Annotated in this window: 28 protein-coding genes and 1 tRNA gene; 23 read left to right on the forward strand and 6 right to left on the reverse strand. The window is 53.6% G+C overall.

Annotated features, from left to right (window positions below):
* Both WG891_RS25905 and WG891_RS25910 read right to left on the reverse strand, forming a co-directional pair.
* Window positions 1-1,785: dynamin family protein (locus tag WG891_RS25905; RefSeq protein ID WP_337265236.1), on the reverse strand; the 1,785-nt coding region annotated here is incomplete at its 3' end.
* 13 nt (window positions 1,786-1,798) lie between these two features.
* Complete coding sequence (locus WG891_RS25910) at window positions 1,799-1,978, reverse strand: hypothetical protein (protein ID WP_337264984.1); 180 nt, start codon at window positions 1,976-1,978, stop codon at window positions 1,799-1,801.
* A gap of 708 nt (window positions 1,979-2,686) precedes the next feature.
* On the opposite strand from WG891_RS25910, the gene WG891_RS25915 reads away from it, so the two are divergent.
* The 16 genes from WG891_RS25915 (at window position 2,687) to WG891_RS25990 (ending at window position 11,089) form a co-directional block, all read left to right on the forward strand.
* Window positions 2,687-2,893: a helix-turn-helix domain-containing protein gene (locus tag WG891_RS25915; protein WP_076944333.1), complete on the forward strand. Its 207-nt coding sequence runs from the start codon at window positions 2,687-2,689 to the stop codon at window positions 2,891-2,893.
* A gap of 732 nt (window positions 2,894-3,625) precedes the next feature.
* Window positions 3,626-4,390, forward strand: a complete 765-nt coding sequence (locus tag WG891_RS25920; protein ID WP_337264983.1) for a GTPase family protein — start codon at window positions 3,626-3,628, stop codon at window positions 4,388-4,390.
* Window positions 4,391-4,444: 54 nt separating this feature from the next.
* Window positions 4,445-4,912 (forward strand): hypothetical protein, encoded by a 468-nt coding sequence (locus WG891_RS25925; protein ID WP_337264982.1) that lies wholly within the window; start codon window positions 4,445-4,447, stop codon window positions 4,910-4,912.
* A gap of 133 nt (window positions 4,913-5,045) precedes the next feature.
* Window positions 5,046-5,333: a hypothetical protein gene (locus WG891_RS25930; RefSeq protein ID WP_337264981.1), complete on the forward strand. Its 288-nt coding sequence runs from the start codon at window positions 5,046-5,048 to the stop codon at window positions 5,331-5,333.
* Between the two features lie 12 nt (window positions 5,334-5,345).
* Window positions 5,346-5,657: a hypothetical protein gene (locus tag WG891_RS25935; RefSeq protein WP_337264980.1), complete on the forward strand. Its 312-nt coding sequence runs from the start codon at window positions 5,346-5,348 to the stop codon at window positions 5,655-5,657.
* 99 nt (window positions 5,658-5,756) lie between these two features.
* Entirely contained in the window at window positions 5,757-6,578 is an 822-nt protein-coding gene (locus WG891_RS25940) for a DUF932 domain-containing protein (protein ID WP_337264979.1), read from the forward strand.
* Window positions 6,578-6,826, forward strand: a complete 249-nt coding sequence (locus tag WG891_RS25945; RefSeq protein ID WP_337264978.1) for a hypothetical protein — start codon at window positions 6,578-6,580, stop codon at window positions 6,824-6,826. Before WG891_RS25940 ends, WG891_RS25945 begins: the two co-directional genes overlap by 1 nt.
* Before the next feature lie 116 nt (window positions 6,827-6,942).
* Window positions 6,943-7,389: an antirestriction protein gene (locus tag WG891_RS25950; protein ID WP_443006369.1), complete on the forward strand. Its 447-nt coding sequence runs from the start codon at window positions 6,943-6,945 to the stop codon at window positions 7,387-7,389.
* A gap of 10 nt (window positions 7,390-7,399) precedes the next feature.
* A complete protein-coding gene (gene radC / locus WG891_RS25955) occupies window positions 7,400-7,885 on the forward strand; it encodes a RadC family protein (RefSeq protein ID WP_337264976.1) in 486 nt (161 codons plus the stop codon).
* A gap of 31 nt (window positions 7,886-7,916) precedes the next feature.
* Window positions 7,917-8,294, forward strand: coding sequence for a hypothetical protein (locus WG891_RS25960; RefSeq protein WP_337264975.1), 378 nt, complete (start codon window positions 7,917-7,919; stop codon window positions 8,292-8,294).
* Window positions 8,294-8,611: a DUF5983 family protein gene (locus tag WG891_RS25965; protein ID WP_337264974.1), complete on the forward strand. Its 318-nt coding sequence runs from the start codon at window positions 8,294-8,296 to the stop codon at window positions 8,609-8,611. Before WG891_RS25960 ends, WG891_RS25965 begins: the two co-directional genes overlap by 1 nt.
* A gap of 62 nt (window positions 8,612-8,673) precedes the next feature.
* Window positions 8,674-9,156: a hypothetical protein gene (locus WG891_RS25970; RefSeq protein ID WP_337264973.1), complete on the forward strand. Its 483-nt coding sequence runs from the start codon at window positions 8,674-8,676 to the stop codon at window positions 9,154-9,156.
* Between the two features lie 12 nt (window positions 9,157-9,168).
* A complete protein-coding gene (locus WG891_RS25975) occupies window positions 9,169-9,504 on the forward strand; it encodes a TA system toxin CbtA family protein (protein ID WP_337264972.1) in 336 nt (111 codons plus the stop codon).
* A gap of 80 nt (window positions 9,505-9,584) precedes the next feature.
* The gene (locus tag WG891_RS25980) at window positions 9,585-9,974 is read left to right on the forward strand and encodes a type IV toxin-antitoxin system YeeU family antitoxin (protein WP_337264971.1); all 390 of its coding nucleotides are present in this window, start codon (window positions 9,585-9,587) and stop codon (window positions 9,972-9,974) included.
* A complete protein-coding gene (locus WG891_RS25985; protein WP_337264970.1) occupies window positions 9,959-10,147 on the forward strand; it encodes a hypothetical protein in 189 nt (62 codons plus the stop codon). Before WG891_RS25980 ends, WG891_RS25985 begins: the two co-directional genes overlap by 16 nt.
* Before the next feature lie 87 nt (window positions 10,148-10,234).
* Window positions 10,235-11,089, forward strand: coding sequence for a DUF4942 domain-containing protein (locus WG891_RS25990; protein ID WP_337264969.1), 855 nt, complete (start codon window positions 10,235-10,237; stop codon window positions 11,087-11,089).
* A 266-nt stretch (window positions 11,090-11,355) separates the two neighbouring features.
* Here the strand turns inward: WG891_RS25990 and WG891_RS25995 are convergent.
* Window positions 11,356-11,445: transfer RNA gene (locus tag WG891_RS25995), tRNA-Ser, on the reverse strand.
* 218 nt (window positions 11,446-11,663) lie between these two features.
* Here WG891_RS25995 and ghrA point away from each other — a divergent pair.
* The 3 genes from ghrA to WG891_RS26010 all read left to right on the forward strand — a co-directional run bounded on the left by ghrA (window position 11,664) and on the right by WG891_RS26010 (window position 14,085).
* Entirely contained in the window at window positions 11,664-12,605 is a 942-nt protein-coding gene (gene ghrA / locus WG891_RS26000; protein WP_337264968.1) for a glyoxylate/hydroxypyruvate reductase GhrA, read from the forward strand.
* Window positions 12,606-12,727: 122 nt separating this feature from the next.
* A complete protein-coding gene (locus WG891_RS26005; protein ID WP_076940320.1) occupies window positions 12,728-13,465 on the forward strand; it encodes a phosphatase in 738 nt (245 codons plus the stop codon).
* A gap of 41 nt (window positions 13,466-13,506) precedes the next feature.
* Window positions 13,507-14,085, forward strand: coding sequence for a TorD/DmsD family molecular chaperone (locus WG891_RS26010; protein WP_337264967.1), 579 nt, complete (start codon window positions 13,507-13,509; stop codon window positions 14,083-14,085).
* A 40-nt stretch (window positions 14,086-14,125) separates the two neighbouring features.
* Here the strand turns inward: WG891_RS26010 and WG891_RS26015 are convergent, their stop codons facing one another.
* The 3 genes from WG891_RS26015 to mdtH all read right to left on the reverse strand — a co-directional run bounded on the left by WG891_RS26015 (window position 14,126) and on the right by mdtH (window position 16,919).
* Window positions 14,126-14,689 carry a lipoprotein gene (locus tag WG891_RS26015; protein ID WP_337264966.1) on the reverse strand — a complete coding sequence of 188 codons (564 nt, stop codon included), beginning with the start codon at window positions 14,687-14,689 and terminating at the stop codon, window positions 14,126-14,128.
* 191 nt (window positions 14,690-14,880) lie between these two features.
* Window positions 14,881-15,528, reverse strand: coding sequence for a glutaredoxin 2 (gene grxB, locus WG891_RS26020; protein ID WP_337264965.1), 648 nt, complete (start codon window positions 15,526-15,528; stop codon window positions 14,881-14,883).
* A 185-nt stretch (window positions 15,529-15,713) separates the two neighbouring features.
* The gene (mdtH, locus tag WG891_RS26025) at window positions 15,714-16,919 is read right to left on the reverse strand and encodes a multidrug efflux MFS transporter MdtH (RefSeq protein ID WP_337264964.1); all 1,206 of its coding nucleotides are present in this window, start codon (window positions 16,917-16,919) and stop codon (window positions 15,714-15,716) included.
* A 345-nt stretch (window positions 16,920-17,264) separates the two neighbouring features.
* Between mdtH and rimJ the strand changes: the two genes are divergently transcribed.
* The 4 genes from rimJ (at window position 17,265) to murJ (ending at window position 21,065) form a co-directional block, all read left to right on the forward strand.
* A complete protein-coding gene (rimJ, locus tag WG891_RS26030; protein WP_337264963.1) occupies window positions 17,265-17,852 on the forward strand; it encodes a ribosomal protein S5-alanine N-acetyltransferase in 588 nt (195 codons plus the stop codon).
* Between the two features lie 8 nt (window positions 17,853-17,860).
* Window positions 17,861-18,505: a DUF480 domain-containing protein gene (locus WG891_RS26035; protein WP_337264962.1), complete on the forward strand. Its 645-nt coding sequence runs from the start codon at window positions 17,861-17,863 to the stop codon at window positions 18,503-18,505.
* Window positions 18,498-19,415, forward strand: a complete 918-nt coding sequence (locus WG891_RS26040; RefSeq protein ID WP_337264961.1) for a Gfo/Idh/MocA family protein — start codon at window positions 18,498-18,500, stop codon at window positions 19,413-19,415. Before WG891_RS26035 ends, WG891_RS26040 begins: the two co-directional genes overlap by 8 nt.
* A gap of 114 nt (window positions 19,416-19,529) precedes the next feature.
* A complete protein-coding gene (gene murJ, locus WG891_RS26045) occupies window positions 19,530-21,065 on the forward strand; it encodes a murein biosynthesis integral membrane protein MurJ (protein ID WP_076940312.1) in 1,536 nt (511 codons plus the stop codon).
* Window positions 21,066-21,278 lie beyond the last annotated feature (213 nt).

The raw sequence follows: 21,278 nt of genomic DNA on the forward strand, positions 1-21,278 counted from the left end.
CTTCTCTCCCTCCGCCAAAATGCCGTTGACCGCCTGATGGACAGTCTGCAACAATTTTCTTGCCTCGTCGGGATCATCAAATTCAATCCTGTCTTCGTCGGGATTAAAATCCACCGAGTTACGCGGTGTTGATGCATCCTCGGTATCTGACGTCCCGGTAAATATCGAAGAGAACCAAGTAGGCGTTCGGGGAGCAGTATTCTTATCAGGATGTGACGTCAGGCGTTTTTGTTTGGTTTTTTTATTTTTTTTTTCATTGCGGGCTTTTTCTTCTCGTTTGCCTTCTCTAAAGTAAGCGTCGATTTCTTCCTTCACTTGCTGTGTCAGTGCTTCAATCGCCGCCGAAAAGTCATGATGGGCGTTATCCATCGCCTGAGCGATCTGCTTTTCCACCTCTTGCTGATGCTCTGCGAGCAGAGCGATATCCGACTCCAGCTCACCGATATTGCGCGTCAGCATAGTGATATCGGCCACCAGTCCCTGGGCTCGTAACGCGAAATACGCTTCAGCCTCGCCCGCATGGCGCAAGAGCTTATTGCTGGCTGATTTAAGGGCATAAAGCGCGGCGTTGGCATGCGCGGCTTGAATGACTTCCGTCAACGGCGCTGAAAAACGCGAGCTTTTCCATAACTTTTCAGCGTTTTGCAACACTGTCGGTGTATCACGCAAATCCTCCGGTTCACAAAACGGCATGGCAAGCCGGGTGAAATCTTCAATCCAGGGCTGGGTGTCGAGATCGGCTAACGCCCCCTTGAGGGTAATTTCATGGCGCACACGGTTGGCCAGATACGCCTGTTGTGATGAGACGGGAAACACCCGTTCGGCAGTGACGATACCGTTCATCAGGTGCTCTGCCACCAGCGTTTGTGTCTGTTCGACGTTATCACCGCGCATGCCTTTCTGGTCAAACTTGTTCACCAGAACGTAGATGGGGACATCGTGTCCTACCACTGAAACAGCCTGGCGCACCTCTTCATCCGAGGTGGATTTCAGTTGCGTATAATCCATCACCGACAACACTGCCGAGGCTTTGCCCAACTGATCTTTCAGCATGGCCTTAAGATGTTGCTGTCCCGCCTCATTCGGGCCTGGCGTATCCAGCAGGGTGAGTTGCCCCTGCCCGGTAGGCAGTTCAGCCAGATGGGCAAACTCAACCTCAATGACGGGAATGTGTTTGACGACGGCATAGTCTGCGAAGGGAAATTCGATACCCAGCGCCTGGGATAATCGCACCAGATCGTTAAGGTCTTTCAGACACTGAAAGATAGCGTCGGCGCCCTGATAACGTGTCTCAAAAGACGGGGCATGCCGGGTGTGCGCCAACAGCTCACACAGGTCATCGTCCAACAATCGCTCCGCTTCACTATCACAACAGACAGCCAGTTTTCGTATCAACGTATTGATGGGCGCGGTATGGGCAAAATGCAGTACCGGCTCACGTTGTCCCTGGGTATGACGGATCAATGTCGGTAGTGCCGTCATGGGACGATTGCGGTTCGGCAATACCTCAGTGCCGACAATCGCATTGATGGTGGTGGATTTGCCGGATTTCATGGTACCGACCACCGCCAACACCATCTCCTCGCGGGTCAGCTTATGCAGTTCGTCCCGCAGGGTGTCACTCAGGTGTGATACCCCGTTGGCATCAAATGCCAACATCGCGTCATGACTGGCAGTAGTGAGCAAAACCTCAGGGTTTTCTCTGGCCTCCTCCAGATGGTTCAGCATCAGCCTCAGCAAACGCTGCGCCTCATGATGCAGACTCTCTATGTTCTCGACATGCATGGACATTTCCTTGTTAACCGTTGAACCGTTCATTGAACAATGACTTCAGAGCCGGGGCTGGCTGGTGTGCAACCGGGCTGTTGCACACCGGGCAGGTCTTGATGTTGACGATGTTATCTGCCTTGAAGCGAACGACCTGGCTCCATGCACAGGCGGTGCAAAAAAACCGTAGGCTGACGCCGGAACCCACCATGGTATTTCCCTCACTGGATGTTTCTCACCACACCTGAGTGGTGTGCTTACATCTTCAATGCCTTCTCAGATGCCCAGCCTCCAGGGGAAGAAGAGCCTGCCCCGTTTTCCCTTGTTTTCAGAGGAGGTACTCTGCTTATCACGTTAACATTTATCGATATTATCGATCAATTATCATTTACTAATCGTTAGAAACTATCAATAATGCATTATCGATCGTTTAAATCGATCGTAAAATTCGCCCACGGACAGCGTTAGCCTTTTCCCGTCAATACCCCAAGCGCCTGTGACTCCGCGTGAGTGTGCCGTTGCCAGCCACCCCATTTTTCAATGAGAGAGAACGTTGATTAAAAATACGTCGTCTTTATCGAATAGGGTTATTCACGGTGCTGCGCTGATAGCGCCCACGACGCTTCAGCTATTCCTAGGGTGTTCGATTGCAGAAAGCGCCCTGGTGTTGGCTTTCTATGAATCTGTTAAAAACCGTGGATCACATGTTCCTTTCCTCTCTATTGCCAAAATCCTGACTCTGTCTCCTTCTACGCTTGTGACGTGATGCTGAACTGGGCAGGATTCGATCGTGACAACCTGTCGGGCTGTAGAGTGAATTTCCCCTAAAAAGCAGCCAATTAATTTTAAATGAGGATTATAGTCCGTGGCTTATTAAACCACAAATTCGCATAGTTTTTGTCTTTACGTGATGAAAACCATGCAAGATCTGGGAAAGGCTGTTGGCACGCTGATACGCAAGCGCCGTAAGGCGTTGGGCATATCGCAAGAGAAACTGGCGCTTCTGACCAATATTGACAGAAGTTACGTGGGCAGAATTGAACGTGGCGAAGTGAACCTCACGGTTGAAAAACTTTACCAGTTCGCACAAGCCCTGCAGTGCCATGCCAGGGAATTGCTGCCCTGAATCTGCTTGAAGCCGGTGCGTTGTTTCCCTCAGCGCGCTTTTATCGTCTGCCTGCACGAGGCAGACTGGTCCCTTATCGCAGCTAACCAAGCTCGTCACAGCATCTCTCCTACAGATGATAACCGCAGCAAGACAACAAGCACTCACTACTGCACACGTCAGTGCACGTCTGTATTCCGCCTATAAACGCATTAAAGACAGTAAGTAACCGCGTTATCCATCGTTGCCATACAGCAATCGAGTGCCCTCTGTAGCACTGTTCATCCAGGGTTTCTCTTCATCCCCCCGCAATCCCACATCAACGGGTGCTCTCCCGTGTCTCAGACCCCGCTCGTCCCCCGACACATGGGTTGCTCCATAGACTATATCGATCGTTTAAACTGATCAATAATTAAATATTGATCGTTAATATCAATTAAATGAGATATAAATACCGTGAGGGACAGGGTGAGGTAAGCGTCAAGTTCACGCGCTAAAAATCAATTAAAACAATGCGGTGTTAATGCCTCTTGGGTGCGGGGAACGGTGGATGAAGGGGGAAATTCACTTGGAGGGTATTTCAGTCCTACATCACCTCCATGAGGCGACCACCTCTTTTTTCTTTTCCTTATTGAGGGTCCATACCATGAGTCAGCATTCGGGGTTCTCCCTGCTGGACTGCCCGTATCACTGCGTGAGTCTATTCTGCAACGTTTACGTCATTCTCTCTATTACCAACCGGTGATTGGCATCATGGGCAAAACCGGTGCAGGCAAGTCAAGCCTGTGCAATGCGCTGTTCAGCGGTACCCCCTGTGCCGTGAGCGATGTTGATGCCTGTACCCGAGAGCCCCAGCGGTTGGCGCTGACGGCTGGGGCACACACGCTCACCCTGATGGATTTGCCAGGGGTCGGAGAAAGCCAGGAGCGGGACGCGGAATATGAAGCGCTCTATCAGCGTCTGCTCCCCGAGCTTGACCTTATTCTCTGGCTCATCCGGGCCGATGACCGGGCGCTGGTTGCCGATGAACATGTTTACCACCATATCCTCAAGGCCCGTCACGCCCCACACCCTACCATCCTGTTTGTACTCAGCCAGGCTGACAAAATCGCCCCGTCACTCACCTGGGACAGCGTGAACCAACAGCCGTCAGCGCAACAGCAGGACACATTGCAACGCAAGATAAATACGGTGGCTGCCGGTTTCCAGGTCTCTCCGGCTCAGGTCATCGCCATCAGTGCCCCCTGTGGCTATCAGATGCCTACCCTGGTGGAAGCGATGATTTATGCGCTGCCGCGCTACGCCAGCAGCCAGGTTTACGCCCATATCAACACCGCCTGCCGGACGGACATGGCGATTGATAAAGCCAAAGACGATTTCGGCGATACCGTGACGGACATCGTGGATTGGGCCATGGGCTCGGTACCGTTACCCGATGCCGTAAAAGTCCTGCTCCAGTCCGTCAAAAACACCGTTAAACGGGTCGCAAAATCCCTCTGGGTCTGGTTCTTCGGTTAACCGGGTCCTTTTCAGGCATCACGCCACAATCACACTGACCATAAGGAAATAAAGATGAAGAAATATTACATGACACTGGCGGCTGTACTGGTGACAGCAAACGTCTCTGCGGCGATCACTGAACAGACCTGGGGTGACTGGTTCGGCAATACCGGTGGGATGGAATTTGCCCTGAACAGCATGAACAAGGCCGGGGAACAACTGACTCTCAGTTGCAGTAACCACCAGATGATCGTGACCTATCAGCAACTCAAGGATAACTACAGTGCCACCTCCGTTGAGGGGATGCGCGATGTTTACCTGTTGATCAACGGCAAAAAATACGATCTGGACAACGACCTTCCCCTGAAGGGTGAGGTGATCCCGGCACAGGTCGCCTTCGAGGCGCTGAAGCAGACCGGTCCGAAGGACAACATTGCCTTTACCGCGCTCCAGTCAGGTGAGTCAAAACCGTTCAGTGCCCGTGGTCTCCGTCAGGCTCTCAAAACTGTGTCCTGGCAGGATTGCATGGACCAGCCTTGATATCGGCATGGCGTTCGCATTACTGACACCTATCAGAACAATCAGGTCATCAGCCTGGATGAACTCACTGTTCACAAGGACGACATCACCTACCCGTGATGGCTGATTTTTTTAACTTACTGAGAGTAACATAATGATAAACAGACACTTAAAAGCAAATGTGGCACTACGTGGTCTGCTTTTGTTTTGTACGCTGCTGTCAGCTCTGGCCCTGAGCGGTTGCGGTGACAAGAATGAAAATGAATTTATCCGAGGCTGTAAATCAGGCGGTGGTACCACCGCCCTCTGCGGGTGTATCTGGGATGATCTGAAGACGAAATATACCCACGGCGAACTGCAGAAAATGAACACGCAGTACGGCTATGTGCCACCGCGTTTTATGGACAATATGCTGAGTGCCGCTCAGCAGTGCAAAAAATAAGGATCGAAGAAAATGGCGCTTGTCATTAAATATTTCATTATCGCTTTCGCAATTGGGCTCACTGTCGTGCTGTTCAACGTGTTTGGCAGGACAGGAGAAATCCGCAATGTCTGGCAAGGTGTGGGATATGTGTTCTGGATGACCGTCGGCCCAGGGATCGGCATGACGCTCGGGGCCACCGCTCGCCAGTGGCTGATGCCCGATAGTATCTATACCCGCGATGGCATGGTCGGCCTGTTCAAGGCCCGATTGTTCTGGCTGATTGGCCCACAGAGTATCGGCTGGCTGGTCGGTCTGCTAGCCGTTGGGAAACAATTGATGTAACAAAACCTTATCGCACCATATTCACCTGTTTGATTTATTGAGCCCTGTCGCCATTGCAACAGGGCTTTTTGTTTTCTACTTTCCAGAAGGACAATAACCATGCGATTAGCTTCCCGCTTTGGTCGGGTGAATTCCGTTCGCCGCGACCGCCCGTTAACCATTGATGAACTGGCCCAGTACGTGCCCAGCGTGTTAGGGGATGATAAACACGCCTCCCGCAGCGAAAAGTACGCCTACATCCCGACCATCACCTTGCTGGATAGGTTGCGTGAAGAGGGCTTTGAGCCCTTCTTCGCCTGCCAGACTCGCGTGCGGGATTCAGATAAACGTGAGCACACTAAACATCTGGTGCGCCTGCGCCGTTCGGGACAAATCACCCAGAAAGAAGTGCAGGAGATTGTGTTGCTCAACAGCCACGATGGCTCCAGCAGCTACCAGATGATCCCCGGCTGGTTTCGCCAAATTTGCAGCAACGGCCTGGTCTGTGGCCAGAGTTTTGGTGAAATTCGTGTGCCACACAAAGGGGCCGAGATTGTAGAGAAAGTGATTGAAGGGGCCTATGAGGTGCTGGGGATATTTGACCGGATAGAAGAAAGCCGGGAAAGCATGCTGGCGTTAACACTGACGCCCGAACATCAACATGCGCTGGCGCACGCCGCGTTGACCTACCGTTACGGTGAAGAACATCACCCCGTCACCGAAAGCCAAATCCTGATGCCTCGACGTTGGGAAGACAAAAAAGATGACTTGTGGACAACATTTCAAAGAGTGCAGGAAAATTTGAGTAAAGGGGGATTATCCGGTCGTAGTGCCAAAGGCAAACGGGCACAAACTCGTGCCATCAATGGCATTGATGGCGACATCAAGCTTAATCGAGCACTGTGGGTGATGGCAGAACAGCTTAAACAGGCGGTGGCCTGATGCAGTCGGTTCCTGCCCATGCGCAGCAAGTTACCCCGTATCCGTATCCGCTGGACAACAAACCCGGTAGCCGTTCGATATCGGATGATGATATCTGCGCCTGGTGCCGCCATCTTTATTATCGACCCGGTGAGCGCAGCCTGTGCCGGTTAGTCGAGGTAAATGGGAGTTGGCCTGCCTGCTTCGATCCTGATGGCTATGCTCAGTCCTGCACTGAACTGCAAGTGATCTTCACACCGCCACAATAGCCCGACCCCATTAGCACTCATTGACCTTTATCACTCACCGCCCAGACAGGCTCCCCGGTTTTTTCGGTGGGGCCTATTTTGTTATTTATTTAATTCAAAAGGATATCTTCATGAATATGTATTTTGAGCTGTCTGCATCCCCCTCTCAATTAACAACGTTGAGCGCCACTGTCGTGCCAGAGAACCAACGCCCCTGTTTCTGGCACCAGTATTTTGGCAGCATACCGCAATGGATGAGCCTGGAGCCGCACGTCTTTGGCTGGATGGACCGCCTGTGTGCAGACTATCAGGGCGGTTCCTGGGACTTTTACACGCTCGGTAACGGCGGGGCCTTTATTGCTCCCGAGGCTGATGGCGATAAAAAATGGTCACTGTTCAACACCATGAACGGCAACGGTGCTGAGATGGGCGCTGAGGCTGCGGGTATCACCGCCTGCCTGATGGCTTACAGTCACCACGCCTGCCGTACCGAGAGCGAGGCGATGACCGACCATTTCTATCGCCTGCGGGAATACGCACTGCATCACCCAGAAAACAGCGCCATTTTTGCCCTGATTGATTGAGAACACCGACATGCATTCCTCAACATTATTGGCGTCAACCGCACTGCCGTTAACGGCGCAGCGCACGGTGAAACGCGCACTGTCATTGCTAGAAAAACACCTGCGTGAACCAGGAGCCTTATTTACCTCCACCAGCACAGCACGCGACTGGTTACGGTTACAACTCGCAGGACAAGAACGTGAGGTGTTTATCGTGCTGTATCTCGACAATCAGCACCGGTTGCTGGCGAGCGAAACGTTGTTCACCGGCAGTATCAGAAGCACGGAAGTCCACCCCCGTGAAGTAGTGAAGGCGGTACTTCGCCACAATGCAGCCGCCGTCATTCTTTCGCATAATCACCCCTCCGGGGAGGCAGAGCCTAGCCAGGCCGACCGACAAATCACCGAAAGGTTGGTCAACGCGCTGGCACTGGTTGATGTGAAGGTACTGGACCATCTGGTTGTAGGAGGGCTTGATATCGTGTCCTTCACCGAACGCGGCTGGTTGCCTGGCTGATAGCAATCTCTTTTTATAAGGAACATTCTCTATGGGCTGGTTATTTTCACACCGCTCCCGCCGTGAGCTGATCGCGGCACTGATCCAAACTGAAGATACCGAACACTATCAACATGTTACGCTGGCGCATGCGCTACGGGGCAATGTCTTGTGGTCTGTCGTCCAGAGCACACCGAAAGATCCGGCTAAAGCCGTCCAAACAGTCATTCGTTGCACCCTGATGCAAAACTCAGACGGGAGTTGGGGCTATAAGGCGATGGATGAGTCGGTACAGCCTTGTTATTACAGTTGTCCAAGGCGCTACTTGGCGATGGCTCCGGTCATCAGCCCAGAATGGCGTGAAAAGGTCTTGGCGCATCATCAACGCCGTTATACGCAACGGAGTGTAATAAAGGAAGGAAGCCAATAATGGTCACAACACCACTTTTACGTTTTGGTCTGCAATGCAGTTCGGCACATATCAGTGAAAGGGATAATGCGGTGCTGTATCGGATATCGCACTGTCAGGATGAATTCAGCGACGGGGAGTGGATCTCATTTTCGGGCACCGGCTATCTGCTGCGATTGGATGCGTGGACCCACCCGGTGCTACAACTCAAACGGCTGGGGCTTTCCAAAACCTGCCGCCGACTGGTGACTACCCTAATGAAACGCCATCAACTGAGCTACCTGCATATTGATGCCCTGGGTGAGGTACTGCCTGACTTTACCACTTTCGATTGGTAATACGCACCATACCCAACGTTCCACCTTCGTACTATCCCTCTATTTTACAAGGAAATTAGCTCATGAACACGAGTGCATCAACCGTGCTTGGCGTATTCCATTTTCTGCAACATGGCAACGTGACATCGAAGGACTGGCAAGCCTTATGTCAGGCGATCACCACCGCGTATCTAAAGCTGCATTGGCAACCAGACACATTGGGATTAACCACCGCACCGGTTATCTGTGAACACACAGGCAACCGTCTGTACCAGTTCGACAATAACCTGATGGGATTGGGTATGCTCGGCTTTAACGGTGAGCGGATTACCCATCAGGCAGGCGATCCTTTCATTCTTTATCAGCGCCAAACACCCTATGCGCTGATCCGCTGTGATACGCGGGGCTACTCCTATCACTGGCTGGTGATGAGCACCTTGTTGCTGGCCAATACGCAGTGCCCTAACACCTGGACGATTGAATCTGATATCCCTGTGAAGCAGTGGCGCAAGGTCGCCCACTGGCTGACTCACCACTGCCAACTCCCGGTTTCTCCCCTTTGTTGAGGTTAATTCACTATGACGATGATCAACACAGCCACACCGATGACCGCGAATGCCCGTCAGGCATTGGCCGAATACCAGCAGTTGCTCGCCTGGTTATTGAACCACTGTTACGGCCTGGAACTTAACGATACGCCGTACCACGACGAGCAGGCGATAGCCCAGCAGATTGAGCTGGGCGCTACGGTTCGTGAAACCGTCAACGAGCTGGTGGAGAAATTCGACCTGGTACGCGTTGATCGCCCCGGCTTCAGCCTGATGTCACAAGACCCGACCCTAAACGGTGGCGATATGCTCCGCGCTCGCAGTGCGCTGGGATTGCGTAGCTCAGCCAATCACCGCCTTGCTTGATTATCCCCCATTAACCTCAGTGATCCGCCAATACGCTAGCCTCGACCGCTGGCGTTTTACTTTTCCAAGGAGTTTTGACAATGAAGGAAACCCAATCCAGTACCACTAGCAACGGCAGCACTCCGTCGCCTGTCTGGGGCCTGCAATCTGCTATCACACCACGCCTGGGAGCCCGGTTGGTCCAGCAGGGTGATCATCTGCATTTTCTGGCCGACCGTGCCGGTTTTGTTGGCACATTTGCTCCTGAGGTACTCCAGGCACTGGATATCGCTTTCCCGGTCCTGCTTGAAAAACTGGAAGCCTGTTTACGGTCGGGTGAACTCGACCAACGCCGTCAGCATTGTGTCAGGGTACAGCATGCCGGTTTTACCTGTGAAGCCGACACTCTGGGCAGTTTGGGCCATGTGTATATCGCTGTTTATCAGACGTTCTCCCCCTCTCTGGGGGCGCACGCATGTCCAAAACGTTAACCACTGAACAGGGGCTGGAGATCCTCATTAACTGGCTGCAAAACAACATTGATTGTGGCTCGTCACTCATTTTCGATAACGACGAGGATAAAACCGATTCCGCCACCTTGCTGCCTCTGGTTCAGCAGGCACGGAACGCGGTTTGGGATCTTCGCCATCTCGGGCTGTTGTAAAACGATCTGACCCGTATTCACCCCATCACCCACATCAGCGGCAGCGCTTACCGGCTGGCGCTTTGCTTTTATATAAGGAAGAAAGTCATGTCAGAACACCTCACCGTTATCGAACCTGATGTATTGACCGGCCACACCGACGTGATTTGCTCTACCAGCATCGAGCGTATTGTCTCTGGGCGTAATGCCGCACTGGTGCAAATTGAAGCCCTGATTCATCAGCTTGAAGATATCTCGGCCATCACCAACAGCATCGGTGGTGGGATCGCTAGAGATTGGTCTATGAAACAAGACTTCCGCTGCGGTTGCTGGCTGATGGAGAAAGTAGAAACGGCCATGCCCGTGATCACCCGCAATCTTGATCGCGACATATGGCGGGATCTGATGAAAAGGTCGGGCATGCTTTCGATCATGGACGCTCAGGCACGTGACCAGTGGTACAGAAATCTGGAGAGCGATACCATTCCAGCCATCAGCCAAGAAAGCATTTACAGCACGTTTGAGCAGTTGCATCGAGACAAGGGTGAGGTGTTTGAGCGGGGAGTGATCAACGTATTCAAATCGCTGTCCTGGGATTACAAAAGCAACCATCCCTGCAAATTTGGCAAGAAAATCATCGTCAACGGTTTGGTGAGTTATAACCAATGGGGATTTACACTAAATCACAGTTATCGGCGGGATCAATTGGCGGATCTGGAGAGGATGTTGTTCCTGCTGGAGGGCAAGGCGATCCCGGATAATCGGCGGGATGTCACCGCTCGGCTGTATGAGCATATCAGTGCCCATCGACTGAAGGCGGAGGTTTATGAAGATGATTATTTTTCAATCAAATACTTCATGAAGGGCTCAGCACATCTCACATTTAAGAAACCGGCGTTGATGGACAAGATGAACGATATCATTGCCAAGCATTACCCCGGGGTACTGCCTGAACGGGTATGAGCCTATACGTGGTTTGCAAACCTGATGAGCCAATCGCTGTTCAAAATGGGGTCTAGCACACTCGAAATATCAGGACAGGTTGAAGAATCAGGTCAGCACGGTAGGGGAGGTGTTGGCTGTATGAGCAGCGGTATTTATTCGGCATGAGTCCAACACGAGGCAATACAAATCAACTAAAGGCAAAAGCGAATGGCATACTGGATGGCATACTCAAAAACGCTATAAAGAAAAAACCCCAGGCTTATCAAAAGCATGGGGCTTATATATGGCGGTGAGGGAGGGGTTCGAACCCTCGATACACTTGCGCGTATACACACTTTCCAGGCGTGCTCCTTCAGCCACTCAGACACCTCACCATATTGTTATCGGCAACGCTTTACGCTGGCGATGGGCGCTAATGTAGGAGAATCTGTTCCCAGCGTCAATACTCTTCTTACATCGCCGAGCGCGTTTAGTTAAACTTGCAGCAATCTGCTGATTTGACGAACGATCGCCGCTAATTTACTCCCCCGCCAGAGAGCCGGAACTGCTCTGGACAGGCGAGATAAACCGCAATCATTAAGGGCCAAGGACAATGAATATCATTTTTTACCATCCATTTTTCGCCGCTCAGGACTGGCTGGTGGGAATGGCGCAACGCTTGCCGCAGGCCCACATTCGGGCCTGGCAACCGGGAGATAATGGTCAGGCAGATTATGCGCTGGTATGGCGCCCGCCTTATGAGATGCTGGCTAACCGCAGCGATCTGAAAGGCATATTTGCTTTGGGGGCCGGGGTTGACGCCATCCTTGAGCAGGAACGCCAGCACCCTGGCACCTTGCCGACCGGGGTGCCACTGATGCGGCTAGAAGATAGCGGGATGGCCCAGCAGATGCAGGAATATGCGCTGGCCTGCGTATTGCGCTATTTCCGCCGTTTTGATGAGTACCACGTATTGCAACAGCAACAACGCTGGTTGCCGTTGGTTCCGCATCAGCAGAGCGATTTCACTATCGGCATTCTTGGGGCCGGTGTTTTGGGCAAAAGCGTGGCGCAAAAACTGGTAGAGTTTGGTTTTAAGGTGCGCTGCTGGAGCCGCAGCGCCAAGCAGCTTAACGGCGTGCAGAGCTTTGTTGGCAACGCGCAGCAGGCAGCATTTCTGCATGGCACGCGTTTGCTGATCAATCTGCTGCCCAACACACCGGAAACCCTAGGGATCCTCAATCAGCAGCTGTTTGCTCAGTTGACACCGGGAGCTTACTTGCTCAACCTGGCCCGTGGTGCGCATCTGGTGGAAAACGATCTGTTGCTGGCGCTTGAGCAAGAGCAAATCGCTGCGGCAACGCTTGATGTGTTCGTCAACGAACCGCTGCCGCAGACGCATCCGTTCTGGCGCCATCCACGCGTCACTATCACCCCGCATATCTCTGCCGTTACGTTACCCGAGCAGGCAATGGAGCAAATTGCTGCTAATATTCTGGCGCTTGAGGCGGGGGGATCCCCCACCGGCCTGGTTGATATACAGCGCGGTTACTGACGCTCGACCGCCCAGGCTGCACTACTGATGGCAGTGTTAGCTGCTATCATGAAACAAGTCAGCTTACCGTGCCCAAATCAATCGGCCGCATGACATTGGTAGGCTCATCACAAGGAGAAATAATGTACCCCGTTGATTTACATATGCATACCGTTGCCAGTACTCATGCTTACAGTACTCTGCACGACTATATTGCGGAGGCGAAACAAAAAGGCATCACGCTGTTTGCCATCACCGACCACGGGCCGGATATGGCCGATGCCCCCCATTACTGGCACTTTATGAATATGCGAGTCTGGCCGCGTCTGGTGGATGGCGTCGGTATTCTGCGCGGCATTGAAGCCAATATCAAAAATCTGGCAGGTGATATCGACTGCACCGGCCCGATGCTGAATGAGATCGATCTGATCATTGCCGGGTTTCATGAGCCGGTGTTTGCGCCACAGGACAAAGCCGCCAATACGCAGGCGATGATTGCCGCGATGGCACAGGGGGATGTGCATATCATCAGCCATCCAGGTAACCCCAAATACCCTATCGATATTGCAGCGGTCGCTGCCGCCGCCGCGCAGTATCAGGTGGCATTGGAGTTGAATAACTCTTCCTTTACCCACTCGCGCAAGGGAAGCGAAGCCAACTGCCGCGCCGTGGCGGCGGCAGTGCGTGATGCCGGGGGCTGGCTGGCGCTGGGTTCTGATTCACATGTGGCGTTTTCGCTCGGTGATTTTGAGCACTGTGAGCGCATTATCAAAGAGGTGGATTTTCCACCGGAGCGTATTCTCAACGTATCACCACGTCGCTTGCTGGGCTTTCTTGAACAGCGCGGCAAGCCGGCAATTGCGGAACTGGCCAATTTGTGACATCGTCACGGCAAATTTTCCGTCTTGAATAGGGTTTGATCATGAATGAGTTTTCCGTTGTCTGTCGGGTACTGGGGACGCTGTTTTACCGCCAGCCACAGGATCCGCTGCTGGTGCCGCTGTTTACTCTGATCAAAGAGGGCAAGCTTCAGCAGCATTGGCCACTGGAACAGGACGAACTGTTGACGCGTTTGCAGCAGCATTGTGAAGCCAATCTGCTGGCGGCTGATTTTAATGCGCTGTTTGTCGGCAGTGAGTGTAGCGTGCCGCCGTTCCGTTCTGCGTATGTGGAAGGGAGTAACGAAGCTGAAGTGCGCGTTTTCCTGCAACAACGTGGGATGCCGCTAGGTGAGGCGCCTGCCGATCACTTCGGTTCGTTGCTGCTGGCCGCTTCCTGGTTGGAAGATCAGTCGCAGGAAGATGAAGCTCGGGCGCAAATCACCTTGTTTGATGAGTTTCTTCTGCCCTGGTGCGGGCGTTTCCTGGGTAAGGTTGAAGCCCATGCCACCAGCGGTTTTTACCGTACTCTGGCCGTGATCACCCGTGACGCCATTGCGGCGATGCGTGATGAACTGGCGGAGTATGAGCAGGAAGACGCAGGATCGGGCGAAGAAGAGTAGTTTGCAGAGGGCGCAGTCAATCAACTGCGCCCCATTAAGCTTAGTCGGTGAACGGGATCACCAATTGACCCGGTTTCACTTCCAATCCCTTCGCCAGTTTGCGCGCCAGCGCTTCTGTCTTACTGTTATCCGGGTTTAAGACATAGACCGGCTGCTGGTCGAAGTAGGCTTTCAGCGACTGGTTCAGATAAGGCGTGAGCGCTTTCATCACCGTATCCATTTTTTCCGGTTGCACCTTGTAGTCCACCAGCTCCATCTCTTTCAGGAAGATAGCGCCTTTTTCACGATCATAAACCGGCTGCGCCTTCAGCGTCAGTTGCAGTTCGGCTGCCTGCGGGCCAAGAATCGAGGTGATATCGACTTTGGCAGTGCCAGAAAGCATTACCTTGCCTGGCTCGCTGCGGCCAATCTGGCTTTGCAACTGTGTCAGAACGATATTGGCATCAACCAGCCCGGGCACCCCGATCTGTTTCTGAAAGTTATTGTGCTTCAGCAGGTAATCATTCACTTCCTGCTCGCTGACGCTGTATTGCGTCAGTTGGTTACAACCGGCAAGTACACCGGCAAATATCAGGGCAGCAACGCCCATCAGGATCTTCTTCATTCGTGCCTCGTAAAACTGCTAATGGAAATGCTGCTGGTGGTAATGATAAACATCTGGCTGCCAGCAAAGAAATATTTGCCCGGGTGGCAGGATAGCAGATGATGGGGTAGAAAGGACGGGTGGACCTATCGGATAACGCCGAAATCGGGGCAGAAAGGCATGCCAGCAGCGCTGACATGCCCGAGAGACAATCACTGTTCCATATCGAGCAGCAGCGGGATATCGCTGCGTTGCGCCATCCGGTTACGGTAGGCTTCTACGTTGTCGGGCAGCGCGACGCCAGCGACGATCGACAGCGAACGCAGCAGCGGGAACAGGTGGATATCATCGGTAGAAAGCGAGCCATTAACCGCTTCAGGCGATTGGATCAGCGTGGCAAGGTTTGCCAGATCGTTTTCCAACTGAGCAATGAGATCGGCGCTGTCCGCCAGATGGGTGGCAAAATCCCCGATCGCCGCCTGTTTTTTATCGCTGAAGTAACGACGCGCATTGTCAGTGGCGAACTCTTCGAAATCGGCATTGGCAAAACGCGGCAACAGCAGTTTACCGGTATAGCTGTTGGCATGTTGCAGCCAGTCGGTAATGGCCGGGTTGGTTTTGCCGGTCAGGAGAGGTTTACCGTCAAGGTTATCGACATAATGCACAATATCCATACTTTCTGGCATGTAGCTTCCGTCATCCTTCTGCAGGATGGGGGCCATTTTCTTGCCGATCATGCTGATGGGGGTCGCTTCGTCATCGCTGAGCAGGGTCACCAAGCGTACAGGCAGATTCTTCAGGCCGAAGATCATGCGGGCTTTCACGCAGAATGGGCAATGATCATAAATAAATAGTTTCATGCTTGCTCCTGTTGTCAGGTTTTAACAGCAATAATTATCACAGCCAACCACGGCTGTCGCGCAAAGTTGTTGTTATATAATGCGTTGATAGGGACTTTTTTGCGCTCGTTTTTTCACTATCAGGATAGCAGCCACTGCTGATTTAACAGGTATTATCGGTTATTCAATGCGTATTGACACCTGGTTTAACCTCCGCGCAGCACGGCCGGGGCGGTGGCGCGTGGATTGAACTGCCAGTACAGGGCAAACAGCGTGATGAAGCCCACTAATCCTAGCAGGAACCATGGCAGCTCGGGCCTGCCCAATGCATGGCCGGTGTCATACATCCAACCACCGCCGGTATAACCCAGTGCGCCGCCTAAAGCCAGGCCCAGACGGCTGAACCCCATGTAACTGCCACGCGCCCGTGGATCGGCCAGCGAGGCGCTCAGGGTTTCACGGGCGGGCTCGGCAATGATCGACCCCAGGTAGAAACAGCAGATCAAGGTGAAGAGCGCTTGCAGGCTGGTCGCCAGCCCGACCGGTATCAGGCTGACGGTCATCAGCAACAAACCGGCCATCAGGCGCTGTTCCAGGCGAAAGTGCTTTTCGCTCCAGCGCGCCAATGGATAAAGTAATGACAGCGACAGCGCGGCCTCAATGGCATACATCCATTTTACAGCCGCCGGTGAGCCAGCGACTTCATTCACCACGATAGGCAGCATCAGCATCACCTGCACCGCCAGCATGTAGTAACCCGTCAGCGTCAGCACATAGGCCAGGAAACGACGATCGCGCATCACGCGCATCATGCCTTCTTTCATGGGCGCACGGACGGTGGAGATACGGTAGGCTGGCAACAGCCAGGCATTCCAACCGGCGGCCAGCACGAAAATCCCGGCACCGGTCCAGCAGACAAAGTGGAAGTCATATTGCAGCAACCAACTGCCGATCAGCGCGCCGACCACCGCACCGGCGCTGTCTTGCATCATCAGCAGGGAATAGAAACGGCTGCGTTCGTGCGGACGCGTTAGCTTGATCACTAGCGCGGTACGTGGCGGATCGAACAGCGTGCCGCCAATCGCCGAAAGCGCGCAGGAAAACCACAGCAGCCAGGGTTGATCCGCCATTGCCATGGCAGCAAAGCCCGCGGCACGCAACAGCATGCCGGTGACAATCATCGGTTTGGCACCAAAGCGATCGGCAATCGCGCCGCCAAAAATCCCCAGCCCTTGTTGCACCAGCTGGCGTAGGCCAAGCGCAATCCCCACCACCAAGGCGGCCCAGCCAAGCTGATCGACAAAGCGGATGGAAATCAGTGGGAAGACCACGAAAAAGCCTAAAACCACCAACAGATTATCAAACAGTAGGAAATATTTACCCAAGCTCCGAGCTTGCGATACCAAAGACATGCTTCACCACGAGCAATCAAGAAGGAGAAAACGCCAACCCGCTCATTCTCCCCTCAATGCCCCCATACGGATAGGGGGGTGATAGATAATATTTTTTTATCGTCAATACGTTACGCGGGTGGCAAAACCGGTTAAAAAAACGGACAAAATGATTGATTGCTTATTTACTGAACGACAGGGGTTTTACCTGCGGGCCGGGCTACGGTTATATTAAACGCGGGCAAGTGCGGTTCTGCGTCGGTGATTGAACGTTAATGGCACCGGCGGTGAAGGCAATAACGGCAATAATTCAGTGCTCACCCAATCAATACTTCTTATCGAACCGTCCTGACCGCGGGGGAAATGATGTTTGGCTATCGCTCTGCATCACCAAAAGTACGCCTAACCACTGACCGGCTGGTTGTCCGTCTCGTCCATGAGCGTGATGCCTATCGCCTGGCCGAATACTATGCTGCCAACCGCGCGTTCCTCAAACCCTGGGAGCCGTTGCGGGATGAAAGCCACTGCTATCCTTCTGGTTGGCAGGCGCGGCTGAGCATGATTACCGAGATGCAAAAACAGGGCAGTGCCTACTATTTTATCCTGCTGGATCCCGATGAAAATGAAGTGCGTGGCGTAGCCAATTTCAGCAATGTGCTGCGTGGCTCTTTTCACGCCTGTTTTCTGGGGTACTCCCTGGGGGAAAAATGGCAAGGGCAAGGGCTGATGTATGAAGCGCTGCAATCCGCCATCCGTTATATGCAGCGCCAACAACGGATGCATCGCATCATGGCCAACTATATGCCGCATAACCAGCGCAGCGGTGCGCTGCTCGCGCGGCTCGGTTTTGAACGTGAAGGCTATGCCAAAGATTATCTGCTGATCGACGGGCAGTGGCAGGATCACGTACTCACCGCATTAACCTACAAAGAATGGCTACCACCATCACGCTGAGGCCATAAATGAAATATGAATTGAGTGCTAAAGAAGCCCGAGTGATTGGTTGCCTGCTGGAAAAACAGGTAACTACGCCCGATCAATATCCGCTTTCGCTGAATGCCATCACCTTAGCCTGCAATCAGAAAACCAATCGCGAACCTGTAATGGAACTGTCGGAAAGTGAAGTCCAGCAGACCCTGGATTTGCTGCTGCGAAAGCATTTTCTGCGTACGCTGAGCGGTTTTGGTAACCGGGTGGTGAAATATGAGCACCGTTTCTGTAATTCGGAATTCGGTCAACTGAAGCTCTCGCCTGCCGAGCTGGCGGTTATCGCCACGCTGTTACTGCGTGGCGCGCAGACGCCAGGCGAACTGCGCACCCGCACCAACCGTATGCACGAATTCAGCGATGTCAGCGAGGTTGAAGATGTCCTACAGCAACTGACCGTGCGTGAAGATGACCCGTTTGTGGTGCGCTTGCCGCGTGAACCCGGCAAGCGTGAGAGCCGGTTTATGCACTTATTCAGCGGCCAGATCGAAGCAGCTCCCGCAGAGGCTGAACCCGCCGCGGAAGGGGAACTGAGCGAACGGGTTGCGGCCTTGGAAGCTGAGGTGGCGGCGTTGAAACAGCAATTGGATCGCCTGCTAGCGCGGGGGCAACATGAGTAAATTACGTATCGGCGTGGTCGGGCTTGGAGGCATTGCGCAAAAAGCGTATTTGCCAATCCTCAGCCACGCGGTGGATTGGCAACTGGTTGGGGGCTTTTCACCTAACCAGCAGAAGGCACAACCGGTGTGCGACAGCTACCGTATGGCCTGTTTCTCGCGGCTTGACAGCTTGGCACAACAATGTGATGCCGTGTTTGTACACAGCAGCACCGCGAGCCATTTTGCAGTAGTCAGTGAGCTGCTTGAGCTCGGCGTGCATGTTTATGTGGATAAACCGCTGGCGGAAACGCTGGAACAGGCGGAGCAACTGATCGCTCTGGCTGATAAGCGCGGTAAAGCGTTGATGGTGGGGTTTAATCGGCGCTTTGCGCCGCTGTATTGCCAATTGAAGCAGCAAATGCAGCAGCCAGCCTCAATCCGTATGGACAAACACCGTGCGGACAGCGTTGGGCCGCAAGACCTGCGTTTTACCTTGCTGGATGATTATCTGCATGTGGTTGACACGGCGTTGTGGCTGGGGGGCGGCGAAGCCACTCTGCTGAGCGGCAGCCTGCGCGCCAACCCAGCGGGTGAGATGCTTTATGCGGAGCATCATTTTGCCTGCGGCGAGGCGCTGGTCACCACCAGTATGCACCGCCGTGCCGGTAGCCAGCGTGAGAGCGTACAGGCGGTGAGCAACGGGGCCGTGTATCAGGTGAGCGATATGCGCCAGTGGCTGCGTGAGGATCCACAGGGCGTGGTGGAGCAACCGGCGGCGGGGTGGCAGACTACGCTGGCCCAGCGCGGCTTTGTTGGCGCGGTGCAGCACTTTATCCAGTCGGTCAGCAATCATACTGCCCCGGAAACCGCCGGTGAGCAGGCGATCTACGCGCAGCGCCTGATCGAGAAGATGTTGCGTAACCCCGTGTAACATAGGGCGGTAGCTATTACTTCGCTGGATCCGTAGACTATTGTCTTGTTCTTCAACTGACGCCTGCTGTTGCAGGCGTTGATATTTACACGTCATACTCATCAGAAAAACCACATGAATCTATTAAAATCGTTGGCAGCCGTAAGCTCGATGACCATGTTTTCGCGGGTGTTGGGTTTTGCGCGTGATGCCATTGTGGCACGCGTTTTTGGCGCCGGTATGGCGACGGACGCCTTCTTTGTGGCGTTCAAATTGCCGAACCTGCTACGGCGTATTTTTGCCGAAGGGGCTTTCTCTCAGGCGTTTGTCCCTATTTTGGCAGAATACAAAAGCCAGCAGGGGGAAGAGGCGACGCGCACCTTTATTGCCTATGTTTCCGGCTTGCTGACGCTGGTGCTGGCGGTAGTGACGGTGCTTGGCATGCTGGCCGCGCCTTGGGTGATCTACATTACTGCTCCGGGCTTTACCGATACGCCGGATAAGTTCGCGCTGACTTCCGCGCTGCTACGCATTACGTTTCCCTATATCCTGCTGATCTCGCTGGCTTCGCTGGTGGGGGCAATCCTCAATACCTGGAACCGTTTCTCCATCCCGGCCTTTGCGCCAACGTTGCTGAACGTCAGCATGATCGGTTTTGCGTTGTTTGCCGCCCCCTATTTTCATCCGCCGGTGCTGGCGCTGGCCTGGGCGGTAGTCGTTGGCGGCGTGCTGCAACTGGGTTATCAGCTACCGCATCTGAAGAAGATCGGCATGTTGGTGCTGCCGCGCCTGAAATTGGGCGATGCGGGCGTATGGCGGGTGATGCGCATGATGGGCCCGGCGATCCTCGGGGTCTCGGTCAGCCAGATTTCGCTGATTATCAACACCATTTTTGCCTCATTCCTGGTGTCTGGCTCGGTGTCCTGGATGTATTATGCCGATCGCCTGATGGAGTTTCCTTCTGGCGTATTGGGCGTGGCGCTGGGGACGATCCTGCTGCCTTCACTGGCAAAAAGCTTCTCCAGCGGGAATCAGGACGAATACAACCGCCTGATGGATTGGGGGCTGCGTCTCTGTTTTGTATTGGCGTTACCGAGTGCAATTGCGCTGGGGATCTTGGCCAAGCCACTGACCGTTTCCCTGTTCCAGTACGGTAAATTCACCGCGTTCGACGCGGCGATGACGCAACGCGCCTTGGTGGCCTATTCTGTTGGCCTGATGGGGTTGATCGTGGTGAAAGTGCTGGCTCCAGGGTTCTATTCCCGCCAGGACATCAAAACGCCGGTCAAGATCGCCATTATCACCCTGATCATGACGCAGGTAATGAACCTGGCGTTTATCGGGCCGCTGAAGCATGCCGGGCTGGCATTGTCGATCGGTTTGGCCGCCTGTCTGAATGCTTCACTGCTGTATTGGCAACTGCGTAAGCAGAAAATCTTTCAGCCGCAGCCGGGTTGGGCCGTGTTTCTGATCAAGCTGGTGATTGCGGTGCTGGCGATGTCTGCGGTCTTGCTGGGGATTATGTGGCTGATGCCCGCCTGGGATCAGGGCAATATGTTGACTCGGCTGTTGCGGTTGGCGGTGGTGGTGGTCGCAGGCGCGGTGGCCTATTTCGCCGTGCTGGGGGGATTAGGCTTCCGGCCTCGGGATTTTGCCCGCCGGGTGGTGTAACCCTCCTCTTGTAACGTAAATAAAAAAGGTCACTAACGAACAGTAATGCCAATCAGTTAAGCGCAAAGCGGCATAATCATGCATCAATGGCTCAAGGCGTCGCCCCTCACCCTAACCCTTGTATGTTTGTAGTTGATGTAAAAAGATAGGTTGTACCGTGTTCTTACCCGGCGTGGCAGCACGTACGCCCTCTGGGACACCAAGCCCGTGGGA

This window comes from Serratia sp. MMO-28, from assembly GCF_037199905.1.
In the GTDB taxonomy this organism is placed as follows: Bacteria; Pseudomonadota; Gammaproteobacteria; order Enterobacterales; family Enterobacteriaceae; genus Chania; species Chania oryzae.